Consider the following 24,309-nt stretch of genomic DNA (forward strand, 5'->3'; position numbering starts at 1 on the left):
AAAAACCCTAATGCATCTGACTGCAATAATTCTCCCGCCGATACGCCCCCGGCGACTGATTAAACGTGCGGGTAAACACGCGGGTAAACGTCTGCTGCGAATCGAAGCCATACTTCAGACAAATATCATACACACGCTGATTTGTCGTTCGCAGCTCCTGCGCCGCCAGGCTAAGTTTCCGTTGGCGGATATAGCGCCCCAGGCTCTCCCCTTTGTACTGCAAGAAGAGGCGTTGCAGGTGCCATTTCGAATAGCCCGCGTGACGTGCGATATCGTCAATGCGCAGTGGCTGATGCAGGTTGTCGTCGATCCACTCGACGATGGTGTCGATGACCTGGGCTGAAATCGTCATACTCCCCCTCCTTCTTTTTATTATTGCCGGTGATTATTCCCACCAGGTACGGAATTGTTGTAAACGGTCAGCAAGCCGCACGGGCTCGCCCAGCACTGGCGTCAGCAGACGATATGCTTTGTCTTTACTCGCCTCCTGTAGCCGTTTGTACGGATCGTCCCAGGTGTGTTTTGCCAGCACAAAACGCCCGGAATGGCCCGGCAGAACCGCTTGCGCATGCAGGTCAACAGCCGCCTGCGCAGTTTCTTCGGGATGCATGTGGATATAGCGCCAGTCCTGGTCGTACTGACCATTCTCAAGGATTGCCAAATCGACAGAACCGAACTGCTGGCCAATCGCTTTGAAGTGCGGCCCATAGCCGGAGTCACCGCTGTAGTAAATTTTGCGCTGTGGCGTCACGAACATGAAGCTGGCCCACAGGGTCTGATTACGCTTGATACCGCGCCCGGAAAAGTGACGCGCGGGCAGTACGTGAACGCTAAGCGACGGGCTTATCTCAACCTGTTCCTGCCAGTCGGCCTCGGTGACGCGCTGCTCATTCATGCCCCAGTAGCGCAGATGCGAACCGACACCCAGCGGGACAACAGCCCGTTTCACTTTCGGCATCAACGCCTTAATGGTCGCGTAGTCCAGATGATCGTAATGGTCGTGAGAGATGATCAGCAGATCGATCTCCGGCATCGTCTGCGCCTGCCACGGATACTCCCCGGCAAAGGCCTTATTGAGAAACGAGAATGGCGCGGCGTAACTGCTGAACACCGGATCAATAAGAATGCGTTTTCCCGCCAGTTGCATATACCACGACGAGTGCCCCAGCCAGACGGTGACGTCCTCTTCCTGCGGAATCGCAGCGAGATCCGTCGCCACCAGCGGTAGCGGCTGCGCCGGACGCGCGTTCTCGCGTTTCACCGTCAGAAATTCCCACCAGGCGACCAGCATATTTTTATCGCTGGTAAACCCAGGCGTCGGTAGCTGATTGTGAAACACACCGTCACGATAGTTCGGCGATGCCTCAACCTGGCTTTTCTCTGTCCCCTGCGGGCTCTTGCCGAAACCGGCATTCAGAACGAACGGCAGACTCGCTGCGGATGCAATAAGCATGATGACAACCACACTAATGATGAAAGGTTTCATATCCTGACCAGACGGATGCCTCATCCTGAAGCAGCGTGAAAAACTTGATTATGAGTGAGTAGGCACTCATTATATGAAGAGGGAGAAAAAATCGTCAAGTCGATTTTCGAATTTTGACCTGTCTCGTTGAACTGATGAGGGGTTGCGTGTTTCAATCCCTCCTTTTGCAAGCTGTGAGGTAAAGTGTAGTGGCTCGTCCCAAAAGTGAAGATAAAAAGCAGGCGTTACTGGATGCCGCAACGGTGGCCTTTGCCCAGTCCGGCATAGCCGCCTCTACGGCGCTGATCGCCCGCAACGCCGGGGTCGCTGAAGGCACCCTGTTTCGCTATTTCGCCACGAAAGACGATCTGCTCAATGCCCTTTACCTGCATCTGAAATATGACCTGTGCAAGGCAATGCTCGCCGGTCTTAGCACTTCTGAAGCCCCAAAAGAGGTGATTCACAGCATCTGGAATAGCTACATCGATTGGGGGGTACGCAACCCGGTGGGCAACCGCGCCATGCGCCGAATGTCGATGAGCGAAAAAATCACAGAAGAGACCCGACGCCAGGTAACTGAGATGTTCCCGGAACTTAACCGCCTGTGCCAGCGCTCGGTGCGGCCGGTTTACCTCTCCGGTGAGTTCGAAAGCTTCGGCGACGCGCTATTTCTGTCACTCGCGGAAGCCACCATCGAATTTGCCAGTCAACAGCCAGAACGTGCCGATAAACTCAAATCGCTGGGATTTGAAGCCATGTGGCGAGCGCTGGCCGAGGAAAAGGCTTAACGTCTTACGCCAGGCAGCGGATTCCCCCACGTTGGCAGAACGATATTCTGAAAATTAAAAAGCTACGGCAATTTTTCGGAAGACTGTTTTATAGTAGAGCCTCTTCTCATCACCATGAAATCAGGCTCACTATGTTCGAAGATAAGCTGGCATCGCGCGCTACAGGGTTGAAACCTTCCGCCGTTCGGGAATTGCTCAAACACAGTAAACTTCCCGGCGTTATTTCGCTGGGCGGCGGCATTCCTGCGCCGGAACTGTTTGATAACGAAGGTATTCAACTTGCGGTACAGCAGGTTATGACGTCGCAATTTCAGGAAGCGATGCAATACAGTCTGAGCGAAGGCTACCCGCCGCTGCGCCAGGCGATTGCCGATATCTGCGGCCAGCGCGGTGTAACCTGCGAAGCCTCTCAGGTATACATCACTTCCGGTTCTCAGCAGTCGCTGGATATTGTCGCCCGCACCCTGCTCAATCCCGGCGACGTGGTCGTCGTTGAGCGTCCGACTTATCTGGCGGCACTGCAGGTATTCCAGTTGGCGCAGGCAGACATCCATAGCGTGGACACCGACGAAGACGGAATGCTGGTTGAACAACTGGCCGATTTAGCGCAAACCAGCCCGGTGAAAGTCGTGTATCTGGTTCCTACGTTTGGCAATCCTGGTGGTAAAACCCTCAGCGAACCGCGCCGCCGCCGTCTGGTTGAACTGGCAAAACAGCACGGTTTTATCATCATTGAAGATGACCCCTACGGTGAAATCAGCTTCACCGATGAACGACCGCAGCCGCTCTATCAGCACGCGCTTACGCTGGGATGCAGCGACCAGGTTATCTACACCTCCACGTTCTCCAAAATTCTGGCGCCAGGCATGCGCGTGGGCTGGCTGGTGATGCCGGAGTGGCTGGCGAACAAAGCCATCATCATCAAACAGGCCACGGATCTGCACACCAGCACGCTGTCGCAGCAGATCACCGCGCAATATCTGTCGCTCAATCGCCTGCCCACGCAAATTGCGCTAATCCGCGAAGACTACCGTAAAAAATGTGAAACGCTGGCGAATGCGCTGGAAGAGAAAATGGGCGATCACCTGGCCTTCAGCCGTCCAAAAGGTGGGATGTTCCTGTGGGCGCACTTCCGCTATCCGTTTAATGCCACCACCTGGCTGAAGAATACGCTGGAAAATCGCGTGGTCTTCGTCCCGGGAGAAGCGTTTTATAACGACGCGCCGGACGTTTCCACCCTGCGTCTCTCCTACTCGACCGTATCCCATGAAGGGCTGGTTGAAGCCGTCGATCGTCTGGCAAAATCACTCTGATTCATCCAGAGCAGGGAACGGTTTTGCCGTTCCTTGTCTATAAGGAGATTTTTATGGAGAGTGACATCTTACACGCCCGCGCCAAAGCGCTGGCGCTGGAAATGCCCTTCGCTGAACAGAGCTGGCCGTTTGGCCCGGAGTACGATGTGTTCTGCATTGGCGGCAAAATTTTTATGATCAACCTCTGGACGCGTGGGGTGCCCGTCGTCAACCTCAAATCCGATCCGGAAATATCCCTGCTCAATCAGGCGATCTACCCGAATATCAAGCCGGGTTATCATATGAACAAAAAGCACTGGATCTCCGTCTATCCCGGTGATGACATCACCCCCGAACTGCTGGAGTCGCTGATCGCCGACTCATGGGAGCGCGTGGTCGATAAGTTGCCAAAACGGGAACAAAAACGCTTTCGCCCCGGCTGATTTTCGTTTTTTATCAATAACTGTTATCGCATTTTTCACGCTTCTCAAATCGCTCCCGGCGCTGTACCCTTTTGCAACTTAACGCACCGCGAGCGCGGTGCTATTTATCATTCAGGAGTTGTTATGGATATCATTTCCGTTGCCAAAAAGCGCTATTCCACAAAAGCCTTCGACGCCAGCAAAAAACTGACCGCTGAACAGGCAGACAACCTGAAGACGCTGCTGCAATTCAGCCCGTCCAGCACCAACTCTCAGCCGTGGCACTTTATCGTCGCCAGCACTGACGAAGGAAAAGCGCGCGTAGCGAAATCCGCTGCCGGTAACTACGTCTTTAACGAACGCAAAATGCTCGATGCTTCTCACGTAGTCGTTTTCTGCGCGAAAACCGCAATGGATGACGCGTGGCTGGAGAAAGTGGTCGATCAGGAAGAGGCCGATGGCCGCTTTGCAACCCCGGAAGCGAAAGCTGCGAACCACAAAGGCCGCACCTTCTTCGCCGATATGCACCGTAAAGATCTGAAAGATGACGATCAGTGGATGGCGAAACAGGTTTACCTCAACGTCGGCAACTTCCTGCTGGGCGTAGGCGCAATGGGTCTGGACGCGGTGCCTATCGAAGGCTTCGACGCTGCCGTTCTTGATGCCGAGTTTGGCCTGAAAGAAAAAGGCTTCACCAGTCTGGTCGTGGTACCGGTCGGCCACCACAGCGTGGAAGATTTCAATGCCGCTCTGCCGAAATCGCGTCTGCCGCTGTCAGAAATCTTGACTGAGATTTAACTTATTTCCCCTCACCCCGGCCCTCTCCCGCAGGGAGAGGGAGAAAACCAGCACCAAAATTTAACCTGGCATAATCGGTTCCCTCTCCCTGTGGGAGAGATTTCAATGCCGCTCTGCCGAAATCGCGCCTGCCGCTGTCAGAAATTTTGACTGAGATTTAACTTATTTCCCCTCACCCCGGCCCTCTCCCGCAGGGAGAGGGCCGGGGTGAGGGCACCAAACCGCACCGCACTCCCCCCAATTTGCATAATATTCCCCCAGCCGCCATTATAGGCACTGGTTATAAAGGAGATGTTATGCAGGAATTGATCGCTCAGGCCGAAAAACTCGGTATTGAAATTAATCACACCAGTTCACTTGTGATTATCTTTGGTATTATTTTACTTACCGCAATTATCGTACATATTGTCCTACACCGCATTGTGTTGCGCACTTTTGAAAAGCGCGCACAGGCCAGCAGCAAATTATGGCTGCAAATTATTACCCAGAATAAACTTTTTCATCGTCTGGCGTTTACCCTCCAGGGGATAATCGTCAACGTTCAGGCCGTTTTATGGTTGCAAAAAGGCAGCGAGGCCGCAGAAATACTGACAACCTGCGCCCAGTTGTGGGTGATGTTGTACTCACTGTTGTCCTTCTTCTCATTACTGGATGTCATTTTTAATCTCAGCCAGAAATTATCAATCGCATCCCAGTTGCCGCTCAAGGGTATATTCCAGGGCGTGAAACTGGTCAGCGCTATTCTGGTCGGCATCCTGATCATTTCCCTGCTGTTGGGGCAGTCCCCGGCCATTCTGATAAGCGGCCTTGGCGCAATGGCGGCGGTACTGATGCTGGTGTTTAAAGACCCGATTCTCGGTCTGGTAGCGGGCATTCAGCTTTCAGCGAACGATATGTTAAAACTGGGCGACTGGCTGGAGATGCCGAAATACGGCGCTGACGGCGCGGTGACGGATATTGGCCTGACGACGGTAAAAGTCCAGAACTGGGATAACACGATTACCACCATCCCAACCTGGTCGCTGGTCTCCGACTCGTTTAAAAACTGGAGCGGCATGTCGGCTTCCGGTGGGCGTCGCATTAAGCGCAGCATTAACATCGACACCACCAGCGTCCATTTTCTTGATGAACAGGAGCAGCAGCGCCTGGTTCAGGCCAAATTACTCAAACCATATATGGACTCGCGTCACCAGGAAATTGACCAGTGGAATCGCCAACATGGCAGTGACGCTTCAGTACTGAATTTGCGCAAAATGACTAACCTTGGCACCTTCCGCGCGTATCTGCATGAGTATTTACGCAATCATCCGAATATCCGCAAGGATATGACTTTGATGGTTCGCCAGTTGGCCCCCGAGGATAGCGGCCTGCCGATGGAAATATACTGTTTCACCAGTACGGTGGTATGGGCAGAATATGAAAGTATCCAGGCAGATATCTTCGATCATATTTTTGCAGTGATTGAGGAGTTTGGACTGCGCATTCATCAATCGCCCACCGGGAACGATATTCGCTCGCTGGCAGGCGCTATTCAGATCCAATAATCAGGCACTGGCGCGCGAAATAAAGCGCCAGTCCATCATTACCCGCTCGGCCGGAGAGGCCGGGTTTTCTATTTTATTAAGCAGCAGTTCCACCGCTTTTGCGCCAATTTCGCGCGAAGGCTGTTGTATGGTGGTCAATTGCGGCGAAACCATCTCAGCCAGCTCCGTACCATCAAACCCCACCACCGCGATGTCCTGCGGCACTTTCAGCCCCGCCTGTTCAATCGCGCGCATCGCTCCGGCTGCCAGAGTATCCGATACGGCAAAGACCGCATCCGGTCGCGGCGTCTGCGCCAGCAGTTTTTCCATCGCCGCTTTTCCCGCCGCCGAACTGAGTTCGCTTGCGTACTCAACCGCCTGATAATCCCGCCCGCGAACGTGCAATACGCTTTTATAGCCACGTTCACGCAGGCGGGCATATTTGTAGCTCAGGTCGTGGTTAATCAGGGCAATGCGCTGGCGACCGCTGTCAGCCAGATGGCTCACCACATGCTGCGCGGCATCAACGTCATTAATCCCCACGCAGGAGACCAGCCCCGTGTCGGCATACTCAGCACACTGCACCCACGGCGCATCGCCAATAAACGTCTTCAGTTCCGGCAGTTTACTGAACGCATCCATGGTGATAATGCCGTCGACCATCTTCCCCGTCAGCAGCCGCAGGCCGGATTTCGAGCGTTCAATATCTGAACCGGAATGACAGAGCAAAATACGATAACCATTTTTTTCTGCCTGCTCCTCGATGCCCTTCACCACTTCGGCGCAAAACGGATTCGCGATGTTAGAGACCATCACCAGAATCATTGAGCTGCGCGCAGTACGTAGCTGGCGAGCCAACAGGTTCGGCTGATAGTTACTCTCTTTGATTGCCTGGAGCACCCGCTCACGGTTTTTCGGCTTCACCGTATCGCTGTTGTTGAGCACACGCGACACCGTGGCGACCGACACACCGGCCAGCCGCGCAATTTTCTGAATGGACATAGGGAGGAGATATCCTGCTATTAACGCGTTACGTCGCAGGCTATCACAAAAACGCCGCCCGGCGTACCGGGCTAACGCTTAATCGGCCACACGAACCCAACGCTGTTGCTGATGGCTTTTCATAATAGCGTCAATGATATACATCACATTTGCGCCATCGTGAAAAGAAGCAAAACGCCGGGTGTCGGCGGGCGGCATAGTGCCCTGCTCAACGGCGCGATAGAAATGGCGCATCATATTTTTAAACGCGTCCGGCCAGCCTTCGATGTGACCGCCGGGGAAGTGGGCGCTGTCGGCGATATCACGGTTCAGCAGTCCAGGATCATCACTGAGCAACTGATTCGCTCCATCACGTCTACCGATCCATAACTGCTGCGGCGTCTCCTGATCCCACGCAAGAGAACTCAGGCTGCCGTTCAGTTCAAAGCTGAGGCGATTTTTACGCCCCGCGCTCACCTGCGAAACGCTGAAGCACCCTTTGCTGCCATCCTCGAAGCGGATAAGTACCGAACCGGCATCTTCCGTGGTGACGGGATAATCAACATCCTGCGCCTGCGGAAGGTTATTACTAAAGGTTGCAGCCCCCGCAACGCTGGCTTTACGCGTCGGCCAGACAATAGCGAGATCGGCCATCACCTCCACAATACGTTTGCCGGTGACGAACTGCACCGTATCACACCAGTGGGAACCGATATCCGCCATCGCCCGCGAAGCTCCGCCCTGCTCTGCATCCACACGCCAGTTAAAATCACTCTCGTTAAGCATCCAGTCCTGTAAATAGCTACCGTAAACCGAGAACAGCCGACCGGTCTCGCCGTTGCGCTGCATGCTTGCGGCCTGCTGCACCATCGCAAACTGGCGGTAAACAAAACTCACACCATGTACCACCCCTGCCGCATCGGCCATATCGACCAGTTCCCGCGCCTCATCCGGGCTCAGACACAGCGGTTTTTCAGAAAAGATATGCTTCCCGGCAGCGAGGATCTGCCGGTTAATCTGCGCATGAAGGTGATTTGGCGTGCAGTTATGCACCACCTGCAACCCCGGATGGGCGAGAAATGCCGCCACATCGCCATAAGCATGCGGAATATTCAGTTCACGCGCCTTGCTCTGCGCATGCGCCAGGCTGCTATCGCACAGCGCCACTACCTGCACATTGCCGAGGCGGCGCAGCGCTTCCAGATGCGCCGGGCCAATAAACCCGGAGCCGATAATCCCTACCTGAATCATTTTGCTCCCTCACTCCCTGCCGCGAAATCATCAAACGATCGCGTGGCGACCGGGATGATGTGGCGACGAATAAATTCGCTTCCCTCACGCGCGCCCGCCTCAGCGGATTTCAAACAGCACTCCCACTCCAGCACCGCCCAGCCATCATAGTCATACTGGGTTAGCTTACTGAAAATCCCCTTGAAATCGATTTGCCCGTCTCCTGGCGAACGAAAACGCCCGGCACGCGTCAGCCAGTTCTGATAACCGCCATAAACGCCGGAGCGCCCGTTGCGTTCAAACTCCGCGTCCTTGACGTGGAAAGCTTTTATGCGTGAATGGTAAATATCTATCCACGCCAGATAATCAATATGTTGCAGATGCAAGTGGCTGGGATCGTACAGCATATGGCAGCGCGGGTGGTTGCCAACGCCCTCCAGAAAACGCTCGAAGGTGAGCCCATCGTGGAGATCTTCGCCGGGGTGGATCTCATAGCACAGGTTAATCCCGTGCTCATCGAACACATCGAGAATGGGTCGCCAGCGGTGTGCCAGTTCCGCAAAGGCTTCCTGTAACAAGCCAGCATTATGCGGCGGCCAGGGGTAAAAATAGGGCCACGCCAGCGCGCCGGAGAATGTCGCATGCGCGGTTAACCCCAGCCGCGCGGATGCCTGAGCGGCCTTTTTTACCGTCTCCACTGCCCACTGCTGACGCGCCTGCGGTTTGCCGCGCAGCGCGACGGGGGCAAAGTGATCAAACGCATCGTCATAGGCCGGATGCACCGCCACCAGTTGACCTTCAAGATGGGTCGAGAGTTCGCTTATCACCAGCCCCTTTTCCGCCAGCCTGCCCCGAATATCGTCACAATACGTCTGGCTGACCGCCGCCTGCTCCAGGTCAAAAATTGCCGGGTGATTACAGGGAATTTGCAACGCCTGATAGTCCAGCCCGGCCGCCCACTCCGCCAGGCCATCGAGCGTATTAAAAGGCGCATCGCCCGCAATAAACTGGGAGAGAAAAATCCCCGGCCCTTTAATTTGTTGCATACCACCTCCTTAAACACTACGCCTGCGATTTATCGTCATACTTAAACGAGAAGAGGAAAATCAGAGCAATCGCCGCAGCCGCCACCGCGGGGATCCACCAAAAAGTCACCCAGGCCTGCGGTACGTCATGCCCGGCGACCAGACGGTTGTAGAGCGCGCCGGAAATCTGTGAACCCAACAGCATACCGATACCATAAGTGAACATCACCACCATACTCTGCGCCTGCCCTTTCACCTTGTCGCCCGCCACACGGTCGGTGTAGATAAAGCCCACCACGAAGAAAAAGTCATAACACACACCGTGCAGCAGAATGCCCAGATAGAGCAGGAAGCGCCCCTCTTCACTGACCCCCAGCGCAAAGAAGGCATAGCGCACAAACCACGCCAGCATGCCTATCAGCAGCATGTACTTGACCCCAAGGCGGCGGAAAAGCAGTGGGATCACCAGCATAAAAACAATTTCCGACATCTGACCAAATGACATCGCCGTGCTGACGTCGCCGACGCCCGCATCCGCCAGGTATGACGCGGTGTATGCGTAATAGGTGCCGAGCGGAATCGAGATGAGCGTCGCGCAAATGGCAAACACCAGGAAGTGACGCGTTTTCAGCAGGGCAAAGGCATCCGCGCAGAAGAGATCGCGCAGTTTCACCGGCAACCCTTTTGCGGGGGCTGGCGTATGCGGCAGCGTCAGGCTGTAGAGCGCCAGCGCGACGGAACAGAGGGCCGCAAGCGTGAAAATACCGGTGGTATCAGAAATGCCCGTCACACCGATAAAAATCCCCGCGACGATCCAGCCGATGGTGCCGAATACGCGCACCACCGGGAAGGTTTTGTCGACATTCGTCAGGCTATGAAAGGCGATATTATTGGTGAGCGCCAGCGTCGGCATATAGCAGAGCGTGTAGCCGAACAGCAGCGCAATCAGCAGCGTACCGTTTTGCGCCACCAGCGCCTGCGGTACAAACCACAGAATCACCGCCCCCAGCAGGTGCATGACCGCCATGACCTTCTGCGAAGCAAAAAAGCGATCCACCAACATGCCGAGCACAAAGGGCGAGAGAATCGAGGCAATGGGGCCTGCGGAAAACGCATCGCCAATCAACAACGACATGTTGTGCTGGCTCATTACCAGCCCCAGCGTCACCGACCAACTGCCCCAGATAAAGAATTGCATAAACATCATTAACGACAGACGCGGAACCAGCATGCGGTGCCTGGTTACGACGCCATTACTGCTTTCGGTTGTTGACACCATGTTTGCCACCCTCGAAAAGTAATCGATTACATTTAACATTAAATAGAAAGTAATCGATTACAAAAAGAAGATCGCGGATCTTAATTGCGATCTGAGAGATGAGTCACGATAAATAAGCGGGGGGAGATTTTGAGTCGGTTTCGTCTCCAGCGAGGACATGTTCCCCGCTGGAGACCCGGTAAGGGCAATCGCCGTTACGCCTTACGGCGCAGCGTCTTAAAGGCGATAAACAGGAACAGTACCCACACCGGCAGCAGAATCGCTGACAGACGCATGCCGTCCATGGTGCACATCAGACCGAGGATCATCAGCAGGAACGCGATGCAGATATAGTTACTGGCAGGCGACAGCAAGGCTTTAAACTTCGGCTCACGCCCTTTGCGGCGCATCGCCGCGCGGAATTTGAGATGCGCCATGCAAATCATCACCCAGTTCAACAACAGTGTCGCCACAACCAGCGCCATCAGCAGGCCAAAAGCCTCTTTCGGCAGCAGGTAGTTCACCAGCACGACCAGCGAGGTGATCGCCCCGGAGAGCATCAGAGAATTAACCGGTACTCCGCGACGGCTCACTTTAGTGAGGAATTTCGGCGCATTACCCTGCACGGAAAGACCAAACAGCATGCGGCTGTTGGAGTAAACCCCGCTGTTATAGACCGAGAGAGAAGCCACCAGAATGACGAAGTTCAGCGCTGATGCCACGATATTGCTGTCAAGATTATGGAAAATCATCACAAACGGGCTGCTGTCAGATTTGATCTCCACCCACGGGTAGAGCGCCAGCAGAACCACCAGCGAACCGATGTAAAACAGCAGAATACGATACACCACCTGGTTTACCGCTTTCGGAATGGTTTTTTCCGGATCGCGTGCTTCCGCGGCAGTAATACCAATAAGTTCCAGCCCGCCGAAGGAGAACATGATCACCGCAAGCGAGGTAATCAGCCCATTCCAGCCGGTGGCAAAGAAGCCATTGTAGCGCCACAGGTTATCGATGCTGGCGTGCTCGCCACCGTGGTCAGTAAACAGCATCCACAGGCCAAAACCAATCATGCCAATAATCGCCAGTACCTTAATCAGCGCGAACCAGAACTCCGTTTCGCCATACAGACGCACGTTCACAAGGTTAACGGCATTTATCAGCACAAAGAAGCCCGCCGCCCAGATCCAGGTAGGAACATCAGGAAGCCAGTACTGCATGTAGATGCCTGCCGCCGTCAGCTCCGCCATCCCCACCAGCACAAACATCACCCAGTAGTTCCAGCCGGAAAGGAAGCCAGCAAACGGCCCCCAGTACTTATAAGCAAAGTGGGCGAAAGAGCCGGATACGGGCTCTTCCACCACCATTTCACCAAGCTGGCGCATGATCAAAAACGCGATGATCCCCGCCACGCCGTAGCCCAGCAGCACCGCCGGGCCCGCCATCTGAATCGCCGGGCCAATGCCGAGAAACAGACCGGTGCCAATCGCGCCGCCAAGCGCAATAAGTTGAATATGACGGTTTTGTAAGCCGCGTTGCAGCGTCGGTGTCTGTTCCGACGAAGCATCCTGAACACGAGCGGATGCTGAGGACGTGTCTTTCACGTCAAACCCCTGTAGCTTTTTTATGAAGGCGCATCTTTTAACACTTAGCCGCAGTTGTCGCAAGGCAATACATTCAGAATGGTAATTATTAAAACACCCCGCGAAGCCTGAATTTGCGCGCCTCTGGGCATAAAAAGAGTGAATAGTCATGACACGCGCGACGCCACCTGTAAAATGGAGCGCTCATCCAAAGTGGAGAATTACGGTGCTGTTGAAAATTATTCTGGCGATGGTCGCCTTTGCCGCGAACTCTCTGCTCTGCCGTCTGGCTCTCAAAGGGCTGCATATGGATGCCATCACCTTCAGCAGTGTGCGCCTGTTAAGCGGCGCGGCGGCTCTCTTCCTGCTGCTGCAACTTCCCGCAATAAGAAAGCGGCCAGAATTTAACTGGCTCAATGCGGGCCTGCTCTCTCTTTATGTTTTTGCCTTTTCTATCGCTTATGTCTCTATGGGGGCGGCAATGGGCGCTCTGTTGCTGTTCGGTACAGTGCAACTGGTAATGACCGGATGGGGCTTTTTACGCGGTGAGCGCCCCACTACGCTGAAAATAGTGGGGATTGTCGCGGCGATGGCCGGTCTGGTGTTACTGCTGCTACCCGGCGCCACGCACCCGCCCTTCAGCGCCGCGCTGATGATGATTATCTCCGGCGCCGCATGGGGGGCTTACTGCATCACCGGAAAAAAGGTTCGCGATGCCACCGCCGCCACGGCAGGCAATTTCATACTCGCGGTGCCTATCGCCCTTGTCGTATACCTGCTGAGCGGGCAACAGAGCCAGATGGATGTCACGGGCGTAGTGCTTGCCGGGGTCTCTGGCGCACTGGCCTCCGGCGCTGCGTATCTGCTCTGGTACTCCCTGCTGCCGAAGCTGAGCCCGGCGACAGCAAGCACCTTGCAGCTTAGCGTCCCCTGCCTTGCCGCGCTGGGCGGATTGCTATTTCTGGGAGAAGCGCTGAGCGGCAGAATGCTATTCGCCATCGCGGTTACGCTTTCCGGGATTGGGCTGGTGATCTATGCGGATCGCAGCATTCGCCGTTAAGAGACGAAGGCAACATCCCGCAGCACGGCCTGCCCCACCTCACGAGCCTGATTAACAATGCGATAAAACGCCTCATGGTGCTGATGAAGCAGTGCCACAATTTCACCATCAATTGAACCGTCATCCACGGCTTTATCCATAATCTCCAGCGCATCCTGAATGCTCAGCGGGTCGCGATAAGGGCGTACTTCCGTCAGCGCGGTGAAGAAATCCGCCACAGCCACAATACGGCTTGGTATATCAAGATAAATACGATTCAGATGATAAGGATAACCTGAACCATCAAGCCGTTCGTGGTGATTCGCCGCCCATGCGGCAATGTCGCCTAATTCGGCAACAACGCTGAGAATTTCCGCCGTTTTATAGCTGTGCTCTTTCAACATGCTGTACTCCGTGCGCGACAGCGCCCCTTTTTTCTCCAGTATATTAATGGGGACATACAGCTTACCGATATCATGAAGATAACCGGCAATTTCAATTCTCTGCCTGTCGTGGAAAGTCATTCCGCTGTAATAAGCCAGTTCTCTCGCCACCAGACCAACGGTCATACTATGCGCCGCGGTAAATCCGCTGTGAGTATCGACGATACGGGCAATTAACGTACAGATTTGCAGAAAGTCGTCTATATCCAGGTGAATGACTTTGATTGGTGAAATAACATTCACGACCCGTGGAATATTATCGGTTTGCAGACGAAACCAGAAATACTCCCGCTGGCTGACGGTGCGCAAAAAAGCATAAAACTCAGGCGGAAAATGGCTGTAGCGCTCGGCAAACCCGGCACAGATATCATCGCTGCAGGATGCGAGGTTTTCAGGATATAACCGCAGATCATGTTCAAAACAATCACAGAACGCGAGGATGGTTTTTTCCTGCGCAAAATACGCCTCGTGACCCGCCCACCGCGTATAGGCGATAGCTTTAGTTTTTTCGAAAATATCCAGGCCATCCAACATGTTATAGGTATAGCGCTGATGCAGTTCGTTATTGGAATGAAAATCATCACCATCACGACTGCGAATATCAATCAGCTCGCCAATATCGTGCAGCAGCGCAGCAACATAGACATTTTTTTTCTGTTCTTTTGTTAGCTCAAGGTAATCGCAGAGCTCCATCGCCACAATGGCCGTTCTCTCCATATGTTTAACCAACTCAGGAGAGACAATTTTTATTAACTCGTTTATAAATTTTATTGATAATTGCAGGGATATATCCATGATACGGCTCTGTTTTTTTTTCACTTTCTTCAATAATACATCGCCTGCACCGGAGATGTATTTACGGGCCTGCAATTTGAAAACAAGGATGTGCTTTTAAAAAATTTTAACCTGTTGCACAAGGCTGGTTCTACGTTTTAACGAATTAAAAATGGCTTAACTATTGGTAAAACTAAATAATCGACGTCACTATCCGATAACAGGCAAAATTATCGTAACAATTAATACAAAACTGCCATCAGTAAATGACAACCCCGGCACATTCACGAGGCATTCCTGAAAAACAGATAATCTATTCAGAAATTGTTATTTCAGATTGCCTGAACGCCCTCGCTATTCTGGCCTCAAGGCGGAACATCCCGCATTCCATCAGGAGGTAAGAAAATGACTAAACAGATAAAGCTCGGCGCTTTTCTACCCGGCGGTGGGCAACATATCGCCGCCTGGCGTCATCCACACCAACCAGCAGACGGCGCAACCAGTTTTGAGTTTCACAAGCAACTGGCGCAAACCGCCGAACGCGGATTGTTTGACGCCTATTTTCTGGCCGACGGCCTGGCCGCTCCGGCGGCGGGCGGAACCGAGGGTGGCAGCGCGAAAGTCGCTGGCTTTGAACCCTTAACCCTGTTCAGCGCCCTCGCCCCGCTCACCAAAAACATCGGTTTTATCGCCACAGCGTCCACCACTTATGAAGAGCCCTATAATCTGGCGCGCAAATTCGCCTCGCTGGACTTGATCTCCGGCGGCCGCGCAGGCTGGAACGTCGTGACTACCGCAACCGACGCCGCCGCGCACAACTTTAATCTTGATACGCAACATCCTCATGAATATCGCTACCAACGTGCGGCTGAGCACGTCGATGTGGTGAAAAAGTTGTGGGACAGCTTCGAAGATGACGCTTTTGTGCGTGATAAAACCTCGGGCGTGTTCTTCGATGCGGCGAAAGTTCATGCCACGCATCATCGGGGCAAATTTTTCAAAGTGAAGGGGCCGCTGAATGTGCCTCGCTCGCCGCAGGGGCAGCCAGTGATTGTCCAGGCCGGGCAATCGGAAAGCGGCCGCGCATTGGCGGCCGCCACCGCAGAGGTGATTTTCACCTCGCATCAGCATCTGCACACCGCGCAGGCGTTTTACCGTGATATTAAATCGCGAGCCAAAGCGGTCGGCCGTAACCCTGACCACGTATTAATTATGCCTGGCGTCGCGCCGTTTGTCGGGCGCACGGAAGAAGAAGCGCAGGAAAAATACCGCCAGATAACCTCGCTGATTGTCGAGTCCGACGGTATCGCATTGTTGAACGGGTTGGCCGGAGGCGCTATCAATCTGGCGGAATACGATCCCGATGGGCCACTGCCGCCCCTGCCGGTCACTGAAGGGATGAAATCACGCCCGGAATTGATCCGCCAGATAGCCGATGAAAACAACTTCACCATTCGTGAACTCTATCAGTGGGTGGCAACCGCGCGCGGTCATTTTACGATTGTCGGCAGCGCGGAGCAGGTGGCTGATACGCTCCAGACCTGGTTCGAAAACGACGCCGCCGACGGCTTTAATATTCTGCCGCCGTGGCTGCCGGGCGGGCTGGACGACTTTATCGAACTGGTGCTGCCTATTCTTCAGCAACGTGGGCTGTTCCGCACCGCCTATGAAGGCCGCACCCTGCGAGAAAACCTTGGTCTGCCGTTTGCCGAAAACCGCCATACCGCCCTTCACCGCGCTAAAGTCGCCTGAGGAGTCAACATGAGCATGTTATATCCATCCGCCCAGGCTCGCGTTTCACGCCCCCGCGCCGTTACCCGGGTAACAAGCCAGTGGTCGAAACGCAGCCTCAGCTTTTTCGCACGCTACGGACTGTTAATCTTTTTCTTCGCGGGCTGGCAGGTGGCAAGCCACGTCGGCTGGCTGAACCCGGCGGTGATCCCGCCGCTGGATAAAGTGGTGCTGGCACTCTGGAATGCAGTGCATTCAGGCGCGCTGCTGGGCGATATCGCCATCAGCCTGCAACGCGCCGGGCTCGCCTTTTTCTCGGCGGTGATTATCGGCATTCCGCTCGGCCTGTTTATGGGGCAGATCCGCCCGATTGAACGCGCGCTGGATCCGATCCTACAACTGTTCCGCCAGACCTCTGCACTTGCGCTTTACCCGGTGTTTATCCTGCTGTTTGGCCTGGGGGAAACGTCAAAAGTGTTTGTGATCTTCTGGGCGGCGCTCTTCCCGGTGCTGCTGTCGACCATCAGCGGCGTCAAACAGGTCGACGGCAAACTGCTGGAGATGGCGCGAACCTTCGGCGCGAGCGAACTGACCCTGTTCCGTCGGGTTATTGTTCCCGCCTCTATTCCCGGCATTTTCGTCGGCCTGCGTTTGTCAGCCACCACCGCGCTACTGCTGTTGATTGCGGCTGAAATGATTGGCGCCAATCGCGGAATCGGCTTCCAGGTGATGAACGCCCAGTACAACTTCCAGATCCCGCTGATGTTTGCAGCCATTTTCCTGCTTGCGCTGGCCGGGCTGCTCGCCAACTCAATTCTGGTTTTCCTGCAACGCCGCCTGTGTCGCTGGAACCCGCGCGATCAGTAAACCAACACCTTAAAATCCATCGCATACAGGATCTGATAATGAAAAAAATACTTCCTCTTTTTTGGGCAACCACACTGATGCTCTTTGGCGCGTCATCCGCGGCGCAGGCTCAGGATGCCGTGACGATGCGCTATATGACCAGCCATGGCGGTATTTCCGCCCATGAACTGGCCGATGCGCTGGGTTATTTCAAAGGCACCGGTATCACCTTTAAAAGCGCAGGTTATGCCAGCGGCGGGCCGGAATCGCTCTTCGCCCTGGCTTCCGGCAGCATTGATATCGGCTCCGCCGCCACCCCTGCGGTGATTAACTCCATCGCCGGGGGAAATGAGTTTGTCGCGGCTTACCCGACCAACGGCATTGATAACACCACCAAATCGATTTTCTACGTTCGGGAAGATAGCCCGATTAAATCGGTAAAAGATTTGGTAGGTAAAAGCATTGCCATCAACACATTAGGCGCACATCTCGACTACACGGTACGCGAAGCGCTGCATCAGGCCGGACTGCCGGAAAAAGCCGCCCGTCTGGTGGCTGTACCGGGGCCGCAGCTTGAACAAACCCTGCGCTCGGGCCAGGTGGATGTCGCCGCGTTCGGTTACTGGCAAACCACCTTTGAAGGCGTGGCTCGCAGCCATGGCGGCCTGCGGCCAATCCTCAATGATACAGAGGTGCTGGGCCCAATCGCCGGGGGCTTTACGGTACTGCGCGCAGATTTCGTCAAAGCGCACCCTCAGGCGGCGCGTGACTTCGTGCTGCAATCGGCGCGAGCGCTCGATTTCGCCCGCGAGAATCCGGAAAAAACGCGGGAAATACTGGCGAAAAAGCTGCAGGAGCGCGGGGAAAATCCGGAACTGGCGAAATACTTTACCGGTTATGGCGTGCGTAAAGGCGGGCTGGCGGAAGATCATGACGTTCAGTTCTGGCTGGAAATTCTCCAGCGCGATGGCGTGCTGCAAAAAGATCAGCTTAAAACCCGCGATATTCTGTTAAAAGTCTGAGGAGTTCGCCATGACGACACATCATACGGATTTATCACGCGGCGATATCGCTATCCGCCGCCTGCATAAAGCGTTCACCCTCGACGGTCAACCGTTCGATGTATTTCGCGATTTGAATCTGCATATCGAAAGCGGGCAAAGCCTGGCTATCGTTGGGCCAAGCGGCTGTGGCAAGACCACTCTCTTGCGCATTCTCGCCGGGCTGGAGCAGCCCGACGCCGGAGAGGTGGTGATTGACGGGCGCGCCGTGCAGGGAATGAGCCGCGAGCGGGCGGTGATTTTCCAGGAGCCGCGCCTGCTGCCCTGGCTGTCGGTGCTTGATAATGTCAGCTTCAGCCTCGATGTCCAGGGCGCGTCAAAAACACAGGCGCGTGCGCGGGCAAAACAGTCGATTGACCTGGTAGGGCTGAGTCAGTACGAAAACGCCCTCCCCGGTCAGCTTTCCGGCGGCATGGCGCAGCGCGTCGGCATCGCCAGGGCGCTGGCTATCGACCCGGAAATTCTGCTGCTGGACGAACCGCTTGGCGCGCTGGATGCGATGACTAAAATCACTATGCAGGAGGAGCTGGAACGCATACGGGCAACGGAAAATATCACCATGGTACTGGTGACGCACGATCTGGAAGAGGCGATTTACCTGGCGGATCGGGTGCTGATCCTGCCGAAGATCAAGGGCAATCCGATTCGGATGATTGATGTCAGTCTACCCCGCCCGCGCGAACGCAGCGATGGAGCATTTGTAGAACTGCGCCAACAGCTCATGGCGGAGTTTGGCCTGCACTAAGATGACGCCCGGTAATTCTGCCGGGCGGATTTCACCACACCTCCCTCACAAACGCGACTGCGTCAGGTCGCGAAATGCATTTTTGCATTGAAAAGTGACAGTCTGCTTTCTGTTCGTCCATTCCCTTTTTCCCGCGCGCATCAAACAATTAACACGCATCTGATACCTGCACTCACGACCATAAAAAGGGAGAACCCCATGACCAATTCACATCATTCTCAGGACTGGCTGGGCCTTGCCGGGCGAGTCTTTGCCGTTAGCGGCGCAGCCAGCGGTATTGGCGAGGCCATTGCGACCGCTCTGGCGCAACAGGGGGCGGATGTCGCCCTGCTCGACCGCAACCCGGAAGGCGGCGAAGCGGTAAAACAGCGCCTTACCGCCTACCCCGGACGCCGTCTGGTGGTTGCCTGTGACGTCAGCAACGAAGCGCAAATTAAAGAGGCAGCGCTAAGCGTGCGGGAAAAGCTGGGGCCGTGCCACGGGTTAGTCAATGCCGCTGGCATTCTACGCCCGGCGGGGCTGGCGGAAATAAGCGTTGAACAGTGGGAGACGCAGCTTGCGGTCAATCTGACCGGTTATCTGTTGTGCGCCCGAGAATTTGCCCACGATATGCGTAATGCAGGCAGGGGGAGCATTGTGCATATTGGTTCCATTTCCGGGCGCATTCCGCAGCCGTGGAGCGGCGCGTACAGCCCGGGTAAAGCGGCAGTGGGTCTGTTATCGCAGCAGATCGCCGTGGAATGGGGTATGGACGGTATTCGCAGTAATCTGGTCGCACCGGGGATGATCGAAACGGCCTTAACCGCCGACTACTACGCACAACCGGGCGTGCGTGAGAGCCGCGAAGCGTTTACCGCCAGCCAGCGCATCGGTCAGCCGGAAGATATCGCCAACGCGGTGCTGTTCCTGCTTAGCGACAGATCAGGATATATCAACGGGGCGGAGCTGGGCGTCGATGGTGGATTGCCGACGATGCTGATGGGCAAGCTGCCTCGACCCGGTTTTAGCGGGAAATAACCGCTGCACGGGCCTTAAGGTTTGTGGATAAAGCGCAAAATTCCGTTCACTTTATGTTTTGCCGAACATGAAGTGAACGGAAAGTCACACATGAAAAGCATTGCCTGTTCTCATTCACGCATGGGAAGGCACCTCGCACGCGGCGGTGGGTTTCTCGCGGAATCCACGCGGCGACGCCCCGGTACTCCGGCGGAAAAAGCGCGAAAAATAGGTCGCATCGCTGAAGCCAAGGTAGTCTGAAATCTGACTCACCGTCATGCTGGTATAAAGCAGGCTGCGTTTCGCTTCCAGCAGCAAACGCTGGTGCAGCACGCTTAACGCGCTACAGCCGTGAAACTCGCGACACAAGGTATTGAGGTGGACGCCGGACATGCCAATTTCACTGGCGTAATGCGCCACCGGGAAGTGCTCACGATAATGATTTTCCACCAGTTGATTAAAGCGATGAATGGCGGCGCGTTTACGCTCCACTTTATCGCGGGTACCCGGCTGCGGCTGCGCCTGGCGGTTCAGCCAGACCATTAACGCGCTGAGCAACGAGTGGATCATCATATCCCGCGCCTCATTATCAGACTGATACTCCTGCTGTAGGGTGTGGAACAGCGACTGAATTTTCTCACGCGACCCGCCGACCGGGACGCAAATCGCCTGATTGAGGATCTGTAGCGGGCGGCCAAACTGCTGCTCAAACTGCGCCACCAGCGGCGCAGCCAGCGAAAGGGAGAACCCTTCAGTGCCCGGAGAAAAACGAAAACCATGCACACAAAGCGCTGGGATTATCTGAATGCAGGCATCGTCAAACGTGTGCGTCACCCCTTCTATCTCAATTTCGCCCTGCCCTTTGTGGACATAAAGAAGCTGGATAAGATCCGCGTGCTGATGCACGCGGATACACCAGTCATAGAGGCTGCTGCGACTGTGAATAGACTCACAGTGCAGCAAGTCCGGCGTCGGCCAGTGCAGGCTTTCACCGTAGAGTTTGAAGACCGGAATACTGTTGGTCAGATTCATAGTGCCTCCATAAAGTGCAATGGCCGGATGCTATCCCATACTCTTCGGTAACGCCGTCGCCCGGATAATCCGCGTCTCCTGAGAAACAATAAACGGCTCCGACGCTTTTAAATAGGCGGCAAATCCTGGATGGGTATCGCGCAGGCGGCTACGACGTTCATACTCGGCCAGGCTTTCATAGCCCCACAGGTGGACAAACTGGTTCTGCGGGCCGATGAAGCTTGTGTAAAAACCCAGAGGGTTGCCCAGCGTTTCCAGCAAAATCGGCATCGCCAGCGAATCAAACACCTCGATAAATTCGTTCATCTTCCGCAGACGAATGGTGTAGATACGATGATCGACTAACGGTAGCGTCTTCATTTGGCCTCCTGCGTCTGATGTGTCGGCCAGCCCAACGGCCCGAAGCGATCGTAAGGTTTCGGCCATGGCGCGGTTTCACCCAGCGCAATCGCCGCGTGAATCGGCCAGTTCGGGTCATCCAGCATTCCACGCCCGATAGCGACCAGATCCGCGCGTTCATCCTGCACAATTGCTTGCGCCTGCTGCGCTTCATAAATCAGCCCAACCGTGATGACCACCGCGTCCGGCAGCGCTTCTTTAACCGCCGCCGCGAACGGCACCATATAACCGGGTTTATCTGCCGGCGGCGTCTGGTTGTAGATATTGTAGCCGCCGGAAACATGAAGATAATCATAGCCCAGCGCGTGAAGTTCGCGGGCAAACTGCACCACTTCTTCCAGCCTTAACCCCCCTTCGGCAAACTCGCCGCCGTTAAAACGCACACCCAACAGATGCGTTTTCGGCCAGGCCTCGCGCAGCGCTTTCGCCACCCGCAGCGGAAAACGCATGCGGTTTTCCGGGTTGCCGCCGTATTCATCCTGGCGTTGATTGCTCAGCGGGGATAAGAACTGGTTCAGCAGATAACCGTTGGCGGCATGCAGTTCGATAAAATCGACACCGGCATCCAGCGCCCGCTGAGCGGCAGCAACAAAACCGGCGATAATGCGCGCCATGCCCGCCTCATCCAGTTCTTGCGGCACGCGCCAGCCGGGTTTGTAGGGAATGGCTGAAGGCGCGACCGTGGGCCAGCCGCCCTCATCATCAGCCAGTGATGCGCCCTGATTGCGCCAGGGAGGATTGGTGCCGGCTTTACGCCCGGCATGGTTTAACTGCACGCCGATTGGGGTATCGCTGTAGGTACGAATATCCGCCAGCAGTTTTTTCAGCGCCTGAGACTGGACATCATTCCACAATCCAAGGCAGTGCGGTGTAATACGCCCGTCCGGCGTCACGCCATTGGCTTCGCATATGACCAGCCCGGCACCGGAAATGGCCAGCCCGCCAATATGTTGCGCGTGCCACGGCGTGACGATGCCGTCGCTGGCGGCGGAATATTGCGACATCGGCGGCACCACAATGCGGTTGGTAAGCGTTAAGGGGCCGACAGAAAGGGGGCTAAAGAGCGTTGGCATAATGTTCTCCAGATTCAGGATGCTTCACGTTGCGGCATCGTGGCGGTTTCACCGCGGGCGGTAAGACTGTTGGCGGCGATATAGCCGAAAGTGGCGGCGGGGCCGATGGTGATCCCCGCACCGGGATAGCTGCCGCCCATGATGCTCGCCATCTCATTTCCGGCGGCATAAAGACCGGGGACAGGTAAGCCCTGAAGGTCGAGTACGCGTGCTTCTCCATCGGTTTTCAACCCATGGAATGTCCCCAGATCGCCCATATAAAGCTTCACGGCATAAAATGGCCCCTGACTGATGGGGGCGACGCAGGGATTCGGCTGATGACTGGCATCGCCAAGGTAACGGTTATACGCCGACTCGCCGCGGGCAAACTGGGTATCTTTCCCGTTCTGCGCATCGGCATTAAAGGCTGTCACCGTATGATTCAGCGCGGCAACGGGCACGCCCATTTTCTCCGCCAGTTCACTCAGCGTTTTCCCCTTCAGCAGATAACCGTTTCGGGTATAGAGCGATACGGGCAGCGGCGCGGGCTTGGCAAAGCCCATACCATATTTGCGCAGCGCTTTATGGTCACAGATTTGCCAGGCGAAGGTTTCGTTCTCTTCACGACAGGTATCAATCATGGCAATACCGACATCGTGGTAAGAATCCGCCTCATTGCAGAAACGCACACCGTGGCGATTCACCATGATGAAGCCAGGCTTGTAGCGATCGACCAGATGCGGGAAGACGAACTGCTGGCGGCCAATCTGCACTTTTGACGCCGGGATCCAGGCCGCAGCGTTCGGATAGCTCGTCTCGAAACGTGCGCCGATGCGTTCAGCCATCGCGATGCCATCGCCGGTATCCACCCCAGGCGGCGTGGGCGAAAGCTGAATACCGCCGCGTTTAACGTGGGGATAGCATTTTTTCAGCCGTTCATCGTCGCGGGCAAACCCGCCAGAAGCCAGTACCACGCCGCGCTTCGCGTACAGGCGCACGGCTTCGCCGTCGCTTTCGGCAATGACGCCACGCACCACACCCTGTTCAACAATCAGCTCCTTAACCGCCACCCCGGTGTGAATCGGCACCCCCAGATCGCGTGCAGAACAGGCAAGCCTCGCCACCACCGCATTACCGCCGTTGGCCGTTATGCCCCGCCCGTAGCGGGCAACTTCCAGCAGGTGGCGACTCAGTCGTTTCACCACATAGATGAAAGATTTCAGTGAACGGGTGACATTAAAGAAGTGCCTGAGATCGTTATTCGATGAACTGAACATCATGCCCATAAACGTGATGGTACGCAGCGGTTTGCGCAGCCGCGACATATCATCACCCAGTTCGCGAATATCAAACGCCTGCGGCACCACCGAACGCCCACGCATCACACCGCCTGGCGCATCGGGGTGATAGTCGGGATATTGATAGAGATCGCAGCGAAAACGCGTTTTCTCTTCGAAAAATCGCAGCATCTGCGGGGCATTTTGTAAGAACGCGTCCACCAGTTCCGGGCGATAACTGTCACCCGCTTCGCCTTTCAGGTAGGTTCGTGCGGCCTCTGCGGAATCTTCAATCCCCTGCTGCTGCGCGAGATGGTTATCGGGGATCCACAACACGCCGCCGGAAAATGCCGTTGTCCCGCCGAACACGTCGTCTTTCTCAATAACCTGCACATCCAGCCCGTTCAGGCCAGCCGTGACCGCGGCGGAGAGCCCGCCCACGCCGCTGCCGACCACCAGTACGTCACACTCGCGTGCCGGTTGTCTCACCGCCATAAGCCTTCCCCCTTGCTCCACAAAGGGAGGCGCTCATCAAGATTGTTCATAGGG

At 55.3% G+C, this 24,309-nt stretch carries 23 protein-coding genes; 11 read left to right on the forward strand and 12 right to left on the reverse strand.

Annotated features, from left to right (window positions below; translation table 11 throughout):
• Positions 1 to 7: 7 nt before the first annotated feature.
• Positions 8 to 352 carry a RamA family antibiotic efflux transcriptional regulator gene (locus VSR74_RS07235; RefSeq protein ID WP_015965440.1) on the reverse strand — a complete coding sequence of 115 codons (345 nt, stop codon included), beginning with the start codon at positions 350 to 352 and terminating at the stop codon, positions 8 to 10.
• 33 nt (positions 353 to 385) lie between these two features.
• The gene (locus tag VSR74_RS07240; RefSeq protein ID WP_347794042.1) at positions 386 to 1,486 is read right to left on the reverse strand and encodes an MBL fold metallo-hydrolase; all 1,101 of its coding nucleotides are present in this window, start codon (positions 1,484 to 1,486) and stop codon (positions 386 to 388) included.
• 188 nt (positions 1,487 to 1,674) lie between these two features.
• On the opposite strand from VSR74_RS07240, the gene VSR74_RS07245 reads away from it, so the two are divergent.
• The 5 genes from VSR74_RS07245 (at position 1,675) to VSR74_RS07265 (ending at position 6,309) form a co-directional block, all read left to right on the forward strand.
• On the forward strand, positions 1,675 to 2,253 hold the full coding sequence (locus tag VSR74_RS07245; RefSeq protein ID WP_347794043.1) for a TetR/AcrR family transcriptional regulator: 579 nt from the start codon (positions 1,675 to 1,677) through the stop codon (positions 2,251 to 2,253).
• Between the two features lie 131 nt (positions 2,254 to 2,384).
• On the forward strand, positions 2,385 to 3,566 hold the full coding sequence (locus VSR74_RS07250; protein ID WP_347794044.1) for an aminotransferase-like domain-containing protein: 1,182 nt from the start codon (positions 2,385 to 2,387) through the stop codon (positions 3,564 to 3,566).
• Between the two features lie 53 nt (positions 3,567 to 3,619).
• Positions 3,620 to 3,988: an MmcQ/YjbR family DNA-binding protein gene (locus tag VSR74_RS07255; protein ID WP_347794045.1), complete on the forward strand. Its 369-nt coding sequence runs from the start codon at positions 3,620 to 3,622 to the stop codon at positions 3,986 to 3,988.
• 123 nt (positions 3,989 to 4,111) lie between these two features.
• Positions 4,112 to 4,765, forward strand: a complete 654-nt coding sequence (gene nfsB / locus VSR74_RS07260; RefSeq protein ID WP_015965445.1) for an oxygen-insensitive NAD(P)H nitroreductase — start codon at positions 4,112 to 4,114, stop codon at positions 4,763 to 4,765.
• Positions 4,766 to 5,061: 296 nt separating this feature from the next.
• The gene (locus VSR74_RS07265) at positions 5,062 to 6,309 is read left to right on the forward strand and encodes a mechanosensitive ion channel family protein (protein WP_347794046.1); all 1,248 of its coding nucleotides are present in this window, start codon (positions 5,062 to 5,064) and stop codon (positions 6,307 to 6,309) included.
• On the opposite strand, the gene VSR74_RS07270 is transcribed toward VSR74_RS07265, so the two are convergent.
• The 5 genes from VSR74_RS07270 to pheP form a co-directional block, all read right to left on the reverse strand.
• Positions 6,310 to 7,290, reverse strand: a complete 981-nt coding sequence (locus VSR74_RS07270; protein WP_347794047.1) for a LacI family DNA-binding transcriptional regulator — start codon at positions 7,288 to 7,290, stop codon at positions 6,310 to 6,312. It abuts the gene before it with no gap.
• Positions 7,291 to 7,368: 78 nt separating this feature from the next.
• Positions 7,369 to 8,520, reverse strand: coding sequence for a Gfo/Idh/MocA family protein (locus VSR74_RS07275; RefSeq protein WP_347794048.1), 1,152 nt, complete (start codon positions 8,518 to 8,520; stop codon positions 7,369 to 7,371).
• Positions 8,517 to 9,545: a sugar phosphate isomerase/epimerase family protein gene (locus VSR74_RS07280; RefSeq protein WP_347794049.1), complete on the reverse strand. Its 1,029-nt coding sequence runs from the start codon at positions 9,543 to 9,545 to the stop codon at positions 8,517 to 8,519. The genes VSR74_RS07275 and VSR74_RS07280 overlap by 4 nt, the downstream gene beginning before the upstream one ends.
• Positions 9,546 to 9,561: 16 nt before the next feature.
• Positions 9,562 to 10,803 carry an MFS transporter gene (locus VSR74_RS07285; protein ID WP_347794050.1) on the reverse strand — a complete coding sequence of 414 codons (1,242 nt, stop codon included), beginning with the start codon at positions 10,801 to 10,803 and terminating at the stop codon, positions 9,562 to 9,564.
• Positions 10,804 to 10,997: 194 nt separating this feature from the next.
• Complete coding sequence (gene pheP, locus VSR74_RS07290) at positions 10,998 to 12,386, reverse strand: phenylalanine transporter (RefSeq protein ID WP_347794051.1); 1,389 nt, start codon at positions 12,384 to 12,386, stop codon at positions 10,998 to 11,000.
• A 205-nt stretch (positions 12,387 to 12,591) separates the two neighbouring features.
• Between pheP and VSR74_RS07295 the strand changes: the two genes are divergently transcribed.
• Positions 12,592 to 13,425 (forward strand): DMT family transporter, encoded by an 834-nt coding sequence (locus tag VSR74_RS07295; protein WP_347794052.1) that lies wholly within the window; start codon positions 12,592 to 12,594, stop codon positions 13,423 to 13,425.
• Here VSR74_RS07295 and VSR74_RS07300 read toward each other — a convergent pair.
• Positions 13,422 to 14,642, reverse strand: a complete 1,221-nt coding sequence (locus VSR74_RS07300; protein ID WP_347794374.1) for an HD domain-containing phosphohydrolase — start codon at positions 14,640 to 14,642, stop codon at positions 13,422 to 13,424. The two genes, VSR74_RS07295 and VSR74_RS07300, sit on opposite strands and share 4 nt — an antisense overlap.
• A 384-nt stretch (positions 14,643 to 15,026) precedes the next feature.
• On the opposite strand from VSR74_RS07300, the gene VSR74_RS07305 reads away from it, so the two are divergent.
• The 5 genes from VSR74_RS07305 (at position 15,027) to VSR74_RS07325 (ending at position 20,021) form a co-directional block, all read left to right on the forward strand.
• Positions 15,027 to 16,373, forward strand: coding sequence for an LLM class flavin-dependent oxidoreductase (locus VSR74_RS07305; protein ID WP_347794053.1), 1,347 nt, complete (start codon positions 15,027 to 15,029; stop codon positions 16,371 to 16,373).
• Positions 16,374 to 16,382: 9 nt separating this feature from the next.
• Positions 16,383 to 17,219, forward strand: coding sequence for an ABC transporter permease (locus VSR74_RS07310; RefSeq protein ID WP_347794054.1), 837 nt, complete (start codon positions 16,383 to 16,385; stop codon positions 17,217 to 17,219).
• A 38-nt stretch (positions 17,220 to 17,257) separates the two neighbouring features.
• Complete coding sequence (locus tag VSR74_RS07315) at positions 17,258 to 18,220, forward strand: ABC transporter substrate-binding protein (protein WP_347794055.1); 963 nt, start codon at positions 17,258 to 17,260, stop codon at positions 18,218 to 18,220.
• Positions 18,221 to 18,230: 10 nt separating this feature from the next.
• Positions 18,231 to 19,004: an ABC transporter ATP-binding protein gene (locus tag VSR74_RS07320; RefSeq protein WP_347794056.1), complete on the forward strand. Its 774-nt coding sequence runs from the start codon at positions 18,231 to 18,233 to the stop codon at positions 19,002 to 19,004.
• Between the two features lie 198 nt (positions 19,005 to 19,202).
• Complete coding sequence (locus tag VSR74_RS07325; protein WP_347794057.1) at positions 19,203 to 20,021, forward strand: SDR family NAD(P)-dependent oxidoreductase; 819 nt, start codon at positions 19,203 to 19,205, stop codon at positions 20,019 to 20,021.
• A 114-nt stretch (positions 20,022 to 20,135) separates the two neighbouring features.
• Here the strand turns inward: VSR74_RS07325 and VSR74_RS07330 are convergent, their stop codons facing one another.
• The 4 genes from VSR74_RS07330 to VSR74_RS07345 are packed head-to-tail and all read right to left on the reverse strand — an operon-like array spanning position 20,136 to position 24,255.
• Complete coding sequence (locus VSR74_RS07330; protein WP_347794058.1) at positions 20,136 to 21,032, reverse strand: helix-turn-helix domain-containing protein; 897 nt, start codon at positions 21,030 to 21,032, stop codon at positions 20,136 to 20,138.
• Between the two features lie 30 nt (positions 21,033 to 21,062).
• Positions 21,063 to 21,392: an NIPSNAP family protein gene (locus tag VSR74_RS07335; protein ID WP_347794059.1), complete on the reverse strand. Its 330-nt coding sequence runs from the start codon at positions 21,390 to 21,392 to the stop codon at positions 21,063 to 21,065.
• On the reverse strand, positions 21,389 to 22,504 hold the full coding sequence (locus VSR74_RS07340) for an NADH:flavin oxidoreductase/NADH oxidase (protein WP_347794060.1): 1,116 nt from the start codon (positions 22,502 to 22,504) through the stop codon (positions 21,389 to 21,391). The genes VSR74_RS07335 and VSR74_RS07340 overlap by 4 nt, the downstream gene beginning before the upstream one ends.
• A 14-nt stretch (positions 22,505 to 22,518) precedes the next feature.
• Positions 22,519 to 24,255, reverse strand: coding sequence for an FAD-dependent oxidoreductase (locus VSR74_RS07345; protein ID WP_347794061.1), 1,737 nt, complete (start codon positions 24,253 to 24,255; stop codon positions 22,519 to 22,521).
• Positions 24,256 to 24,309: the final 54 nt, after the last annotated feature.

Source organism: Pseudocitrobacter cyperus, assembly GCF_039889165.1.
Lineage (GTDB): Bacteria > Pseudomonadota > Gammaproteobacteria > Enterobacterales > Enterobacteriaceae > Pseudocitrobacter > Pseudocitrobacter cyperus.

What these genes read in the sequence shown, in the direction of transcription:
- VSR74_RS07235 (WP_015965440.1), bottom strand. Translation starts at nt 352, where the DNA reads ATGACGATTTCAGCCCAGGTCATCGACACCATCGTCGAGTGGATCGAC.
- VSR74_RS07240 (WP_347794042.1), bottom strand. Translation starts at nt 1,486, where the DNA reads ATGAAACCTTTCATCATTAGTGTGGTTGTCATCATGCTTATTGCATCC.
- VSR74_RS07250 (WP_347794044.1), top strand. Translation starts at nt 2,385, where the DNA reads ATGTTCGAAGATAAGCTGGCATCGCGCGCTACAGGGTTGAAACCTTCC.
- VSR74_RS07255 (WP_347794045.1), top strand. Translation starts at nt 3,620, where the DNA reads ATGGAGAGTGACATCTTACACGCCCGCGCCAAAGCGCTGGCGCTGGAA.
- nfsB (WP_015965445.1), top strand. Translation starts at nt 4,112, where the DNA reads ATGGATATCATTTCCGTTGCCAAAAAGCGCTATTCCACAAAAGCCTTC.
- VSR74_RS07265 (WP_347794046.1), top strand. Translation starts at nt 5,062, where the DNA reads ATGCAGGAATTGATCGCTCAGGCCGAAAAACTCGGTATTGAAATTAAT.
- VSR74_RS07270 (WP_347794047.1), bottom strand. Translation starts at nt 7,290, where the DNA reads ATGTCCATTCAGAAAATTGCGCGGCTGGCCGGTGTGTCGGTCGCCACG.
- VSR74_RS07275 (WP_347794048.1), bottom strand. Translation starts at nt 8,520, where the DNA reads ATGATTCAGGTAGGGATTATCGGCTCCGGGTTTATTGGCCCGGCGCAT.
- VSR74_RS07280 (WP_347794049.1), bottom strand. Translation starts at nt 9,545, where the DNA reads ATGCAACAAATTAAAGGGCCGGGGATTTTTCTCTCCCAGTTTATTGCG.
- VSR74_RS07285 (WP_347794050.1), bottom strand. Translation starts at nt 10,803, where the DNA reads ATGGTGTCAACAACCGAAAGCAGTAATGGCGTCGTAACCAGGCACCGC.
- VSR74_RS07300 (WP_347794374.1), bottom strand. Translation starts at nt 14,642, where the DNA reads ATGGATATATCCCTGCAATTATCAATAAAATTTATAAACGAGTTAATA.
- VSR74_RS07305 (WP_347794053.1), top strand. Translation starts at nt 15,027, where the DNA reads ATGACTAAACAGATAAAGCTCGGCGCTTTTCTACCCGGCGGTGGGCAA.
- VSR74_RS07310 (WP_347794054.1), top strand. Translation starts at nt 16,383, where the DNA reads ATGAGCATGTTATATCCATCCGCCCAGGCTCGCGTTTCACGCCCCCGC.
- VSR74_RS07315 (WP_347794055.1), top strand. Translation starts at nt 17,258, where the DNA reads ATGAAAAAAATACTTCCTCTTTTTTGGGCAACCACACTGATGCTCTTT.
- VSR74_RS07320 (WP_347794056.1), top strand. Translation starts at nt 18,231, where the DNA reads ATGACGACACATCATACGGATTTATCACGCGGCGATATCGCTATCCGC.
- VSR74_RS07325 (WP_347794057.1), top strand. Translation starts at nt 19,203, where the DNA reads ATGACCAATTCACATCATTCTCAGGACTGGCTGGGCCTTGCCGGGCGA.
- VSR74_RS07330 (WP_347794058.1), bottom strand. Translation starts at nt 21,032, where the DNA reads ATGAATCTGACCAACAGTATTCCGGTCTTCAAACTCTACGGTGAAAGC.
- VSR74_RS07335 (WP_347794059.1), bottom strand. Translation starts at nt 21,392, where the DNA reads ATGAAGACGCTACCGTTAGTCGATCATCGTATCTACACCATTCGTCTG.
- VSR74_RS07340 (WP_347794060.1), bottom strand. Translation starts at nt 22,504, where the DNA reads ATGCCAACGCTCTTTAGCCCCCTTTCTGTCGGCCCCTTAACGCTTACC.
- VSR74_RS07345 (WP_347794061.1), bottom strand. Translation starts at nt 24,255, where the DNA reads ATGGCGGTGAGACAACCGGCACGCGAGTGTGACGTACTGGTGGTCGGC.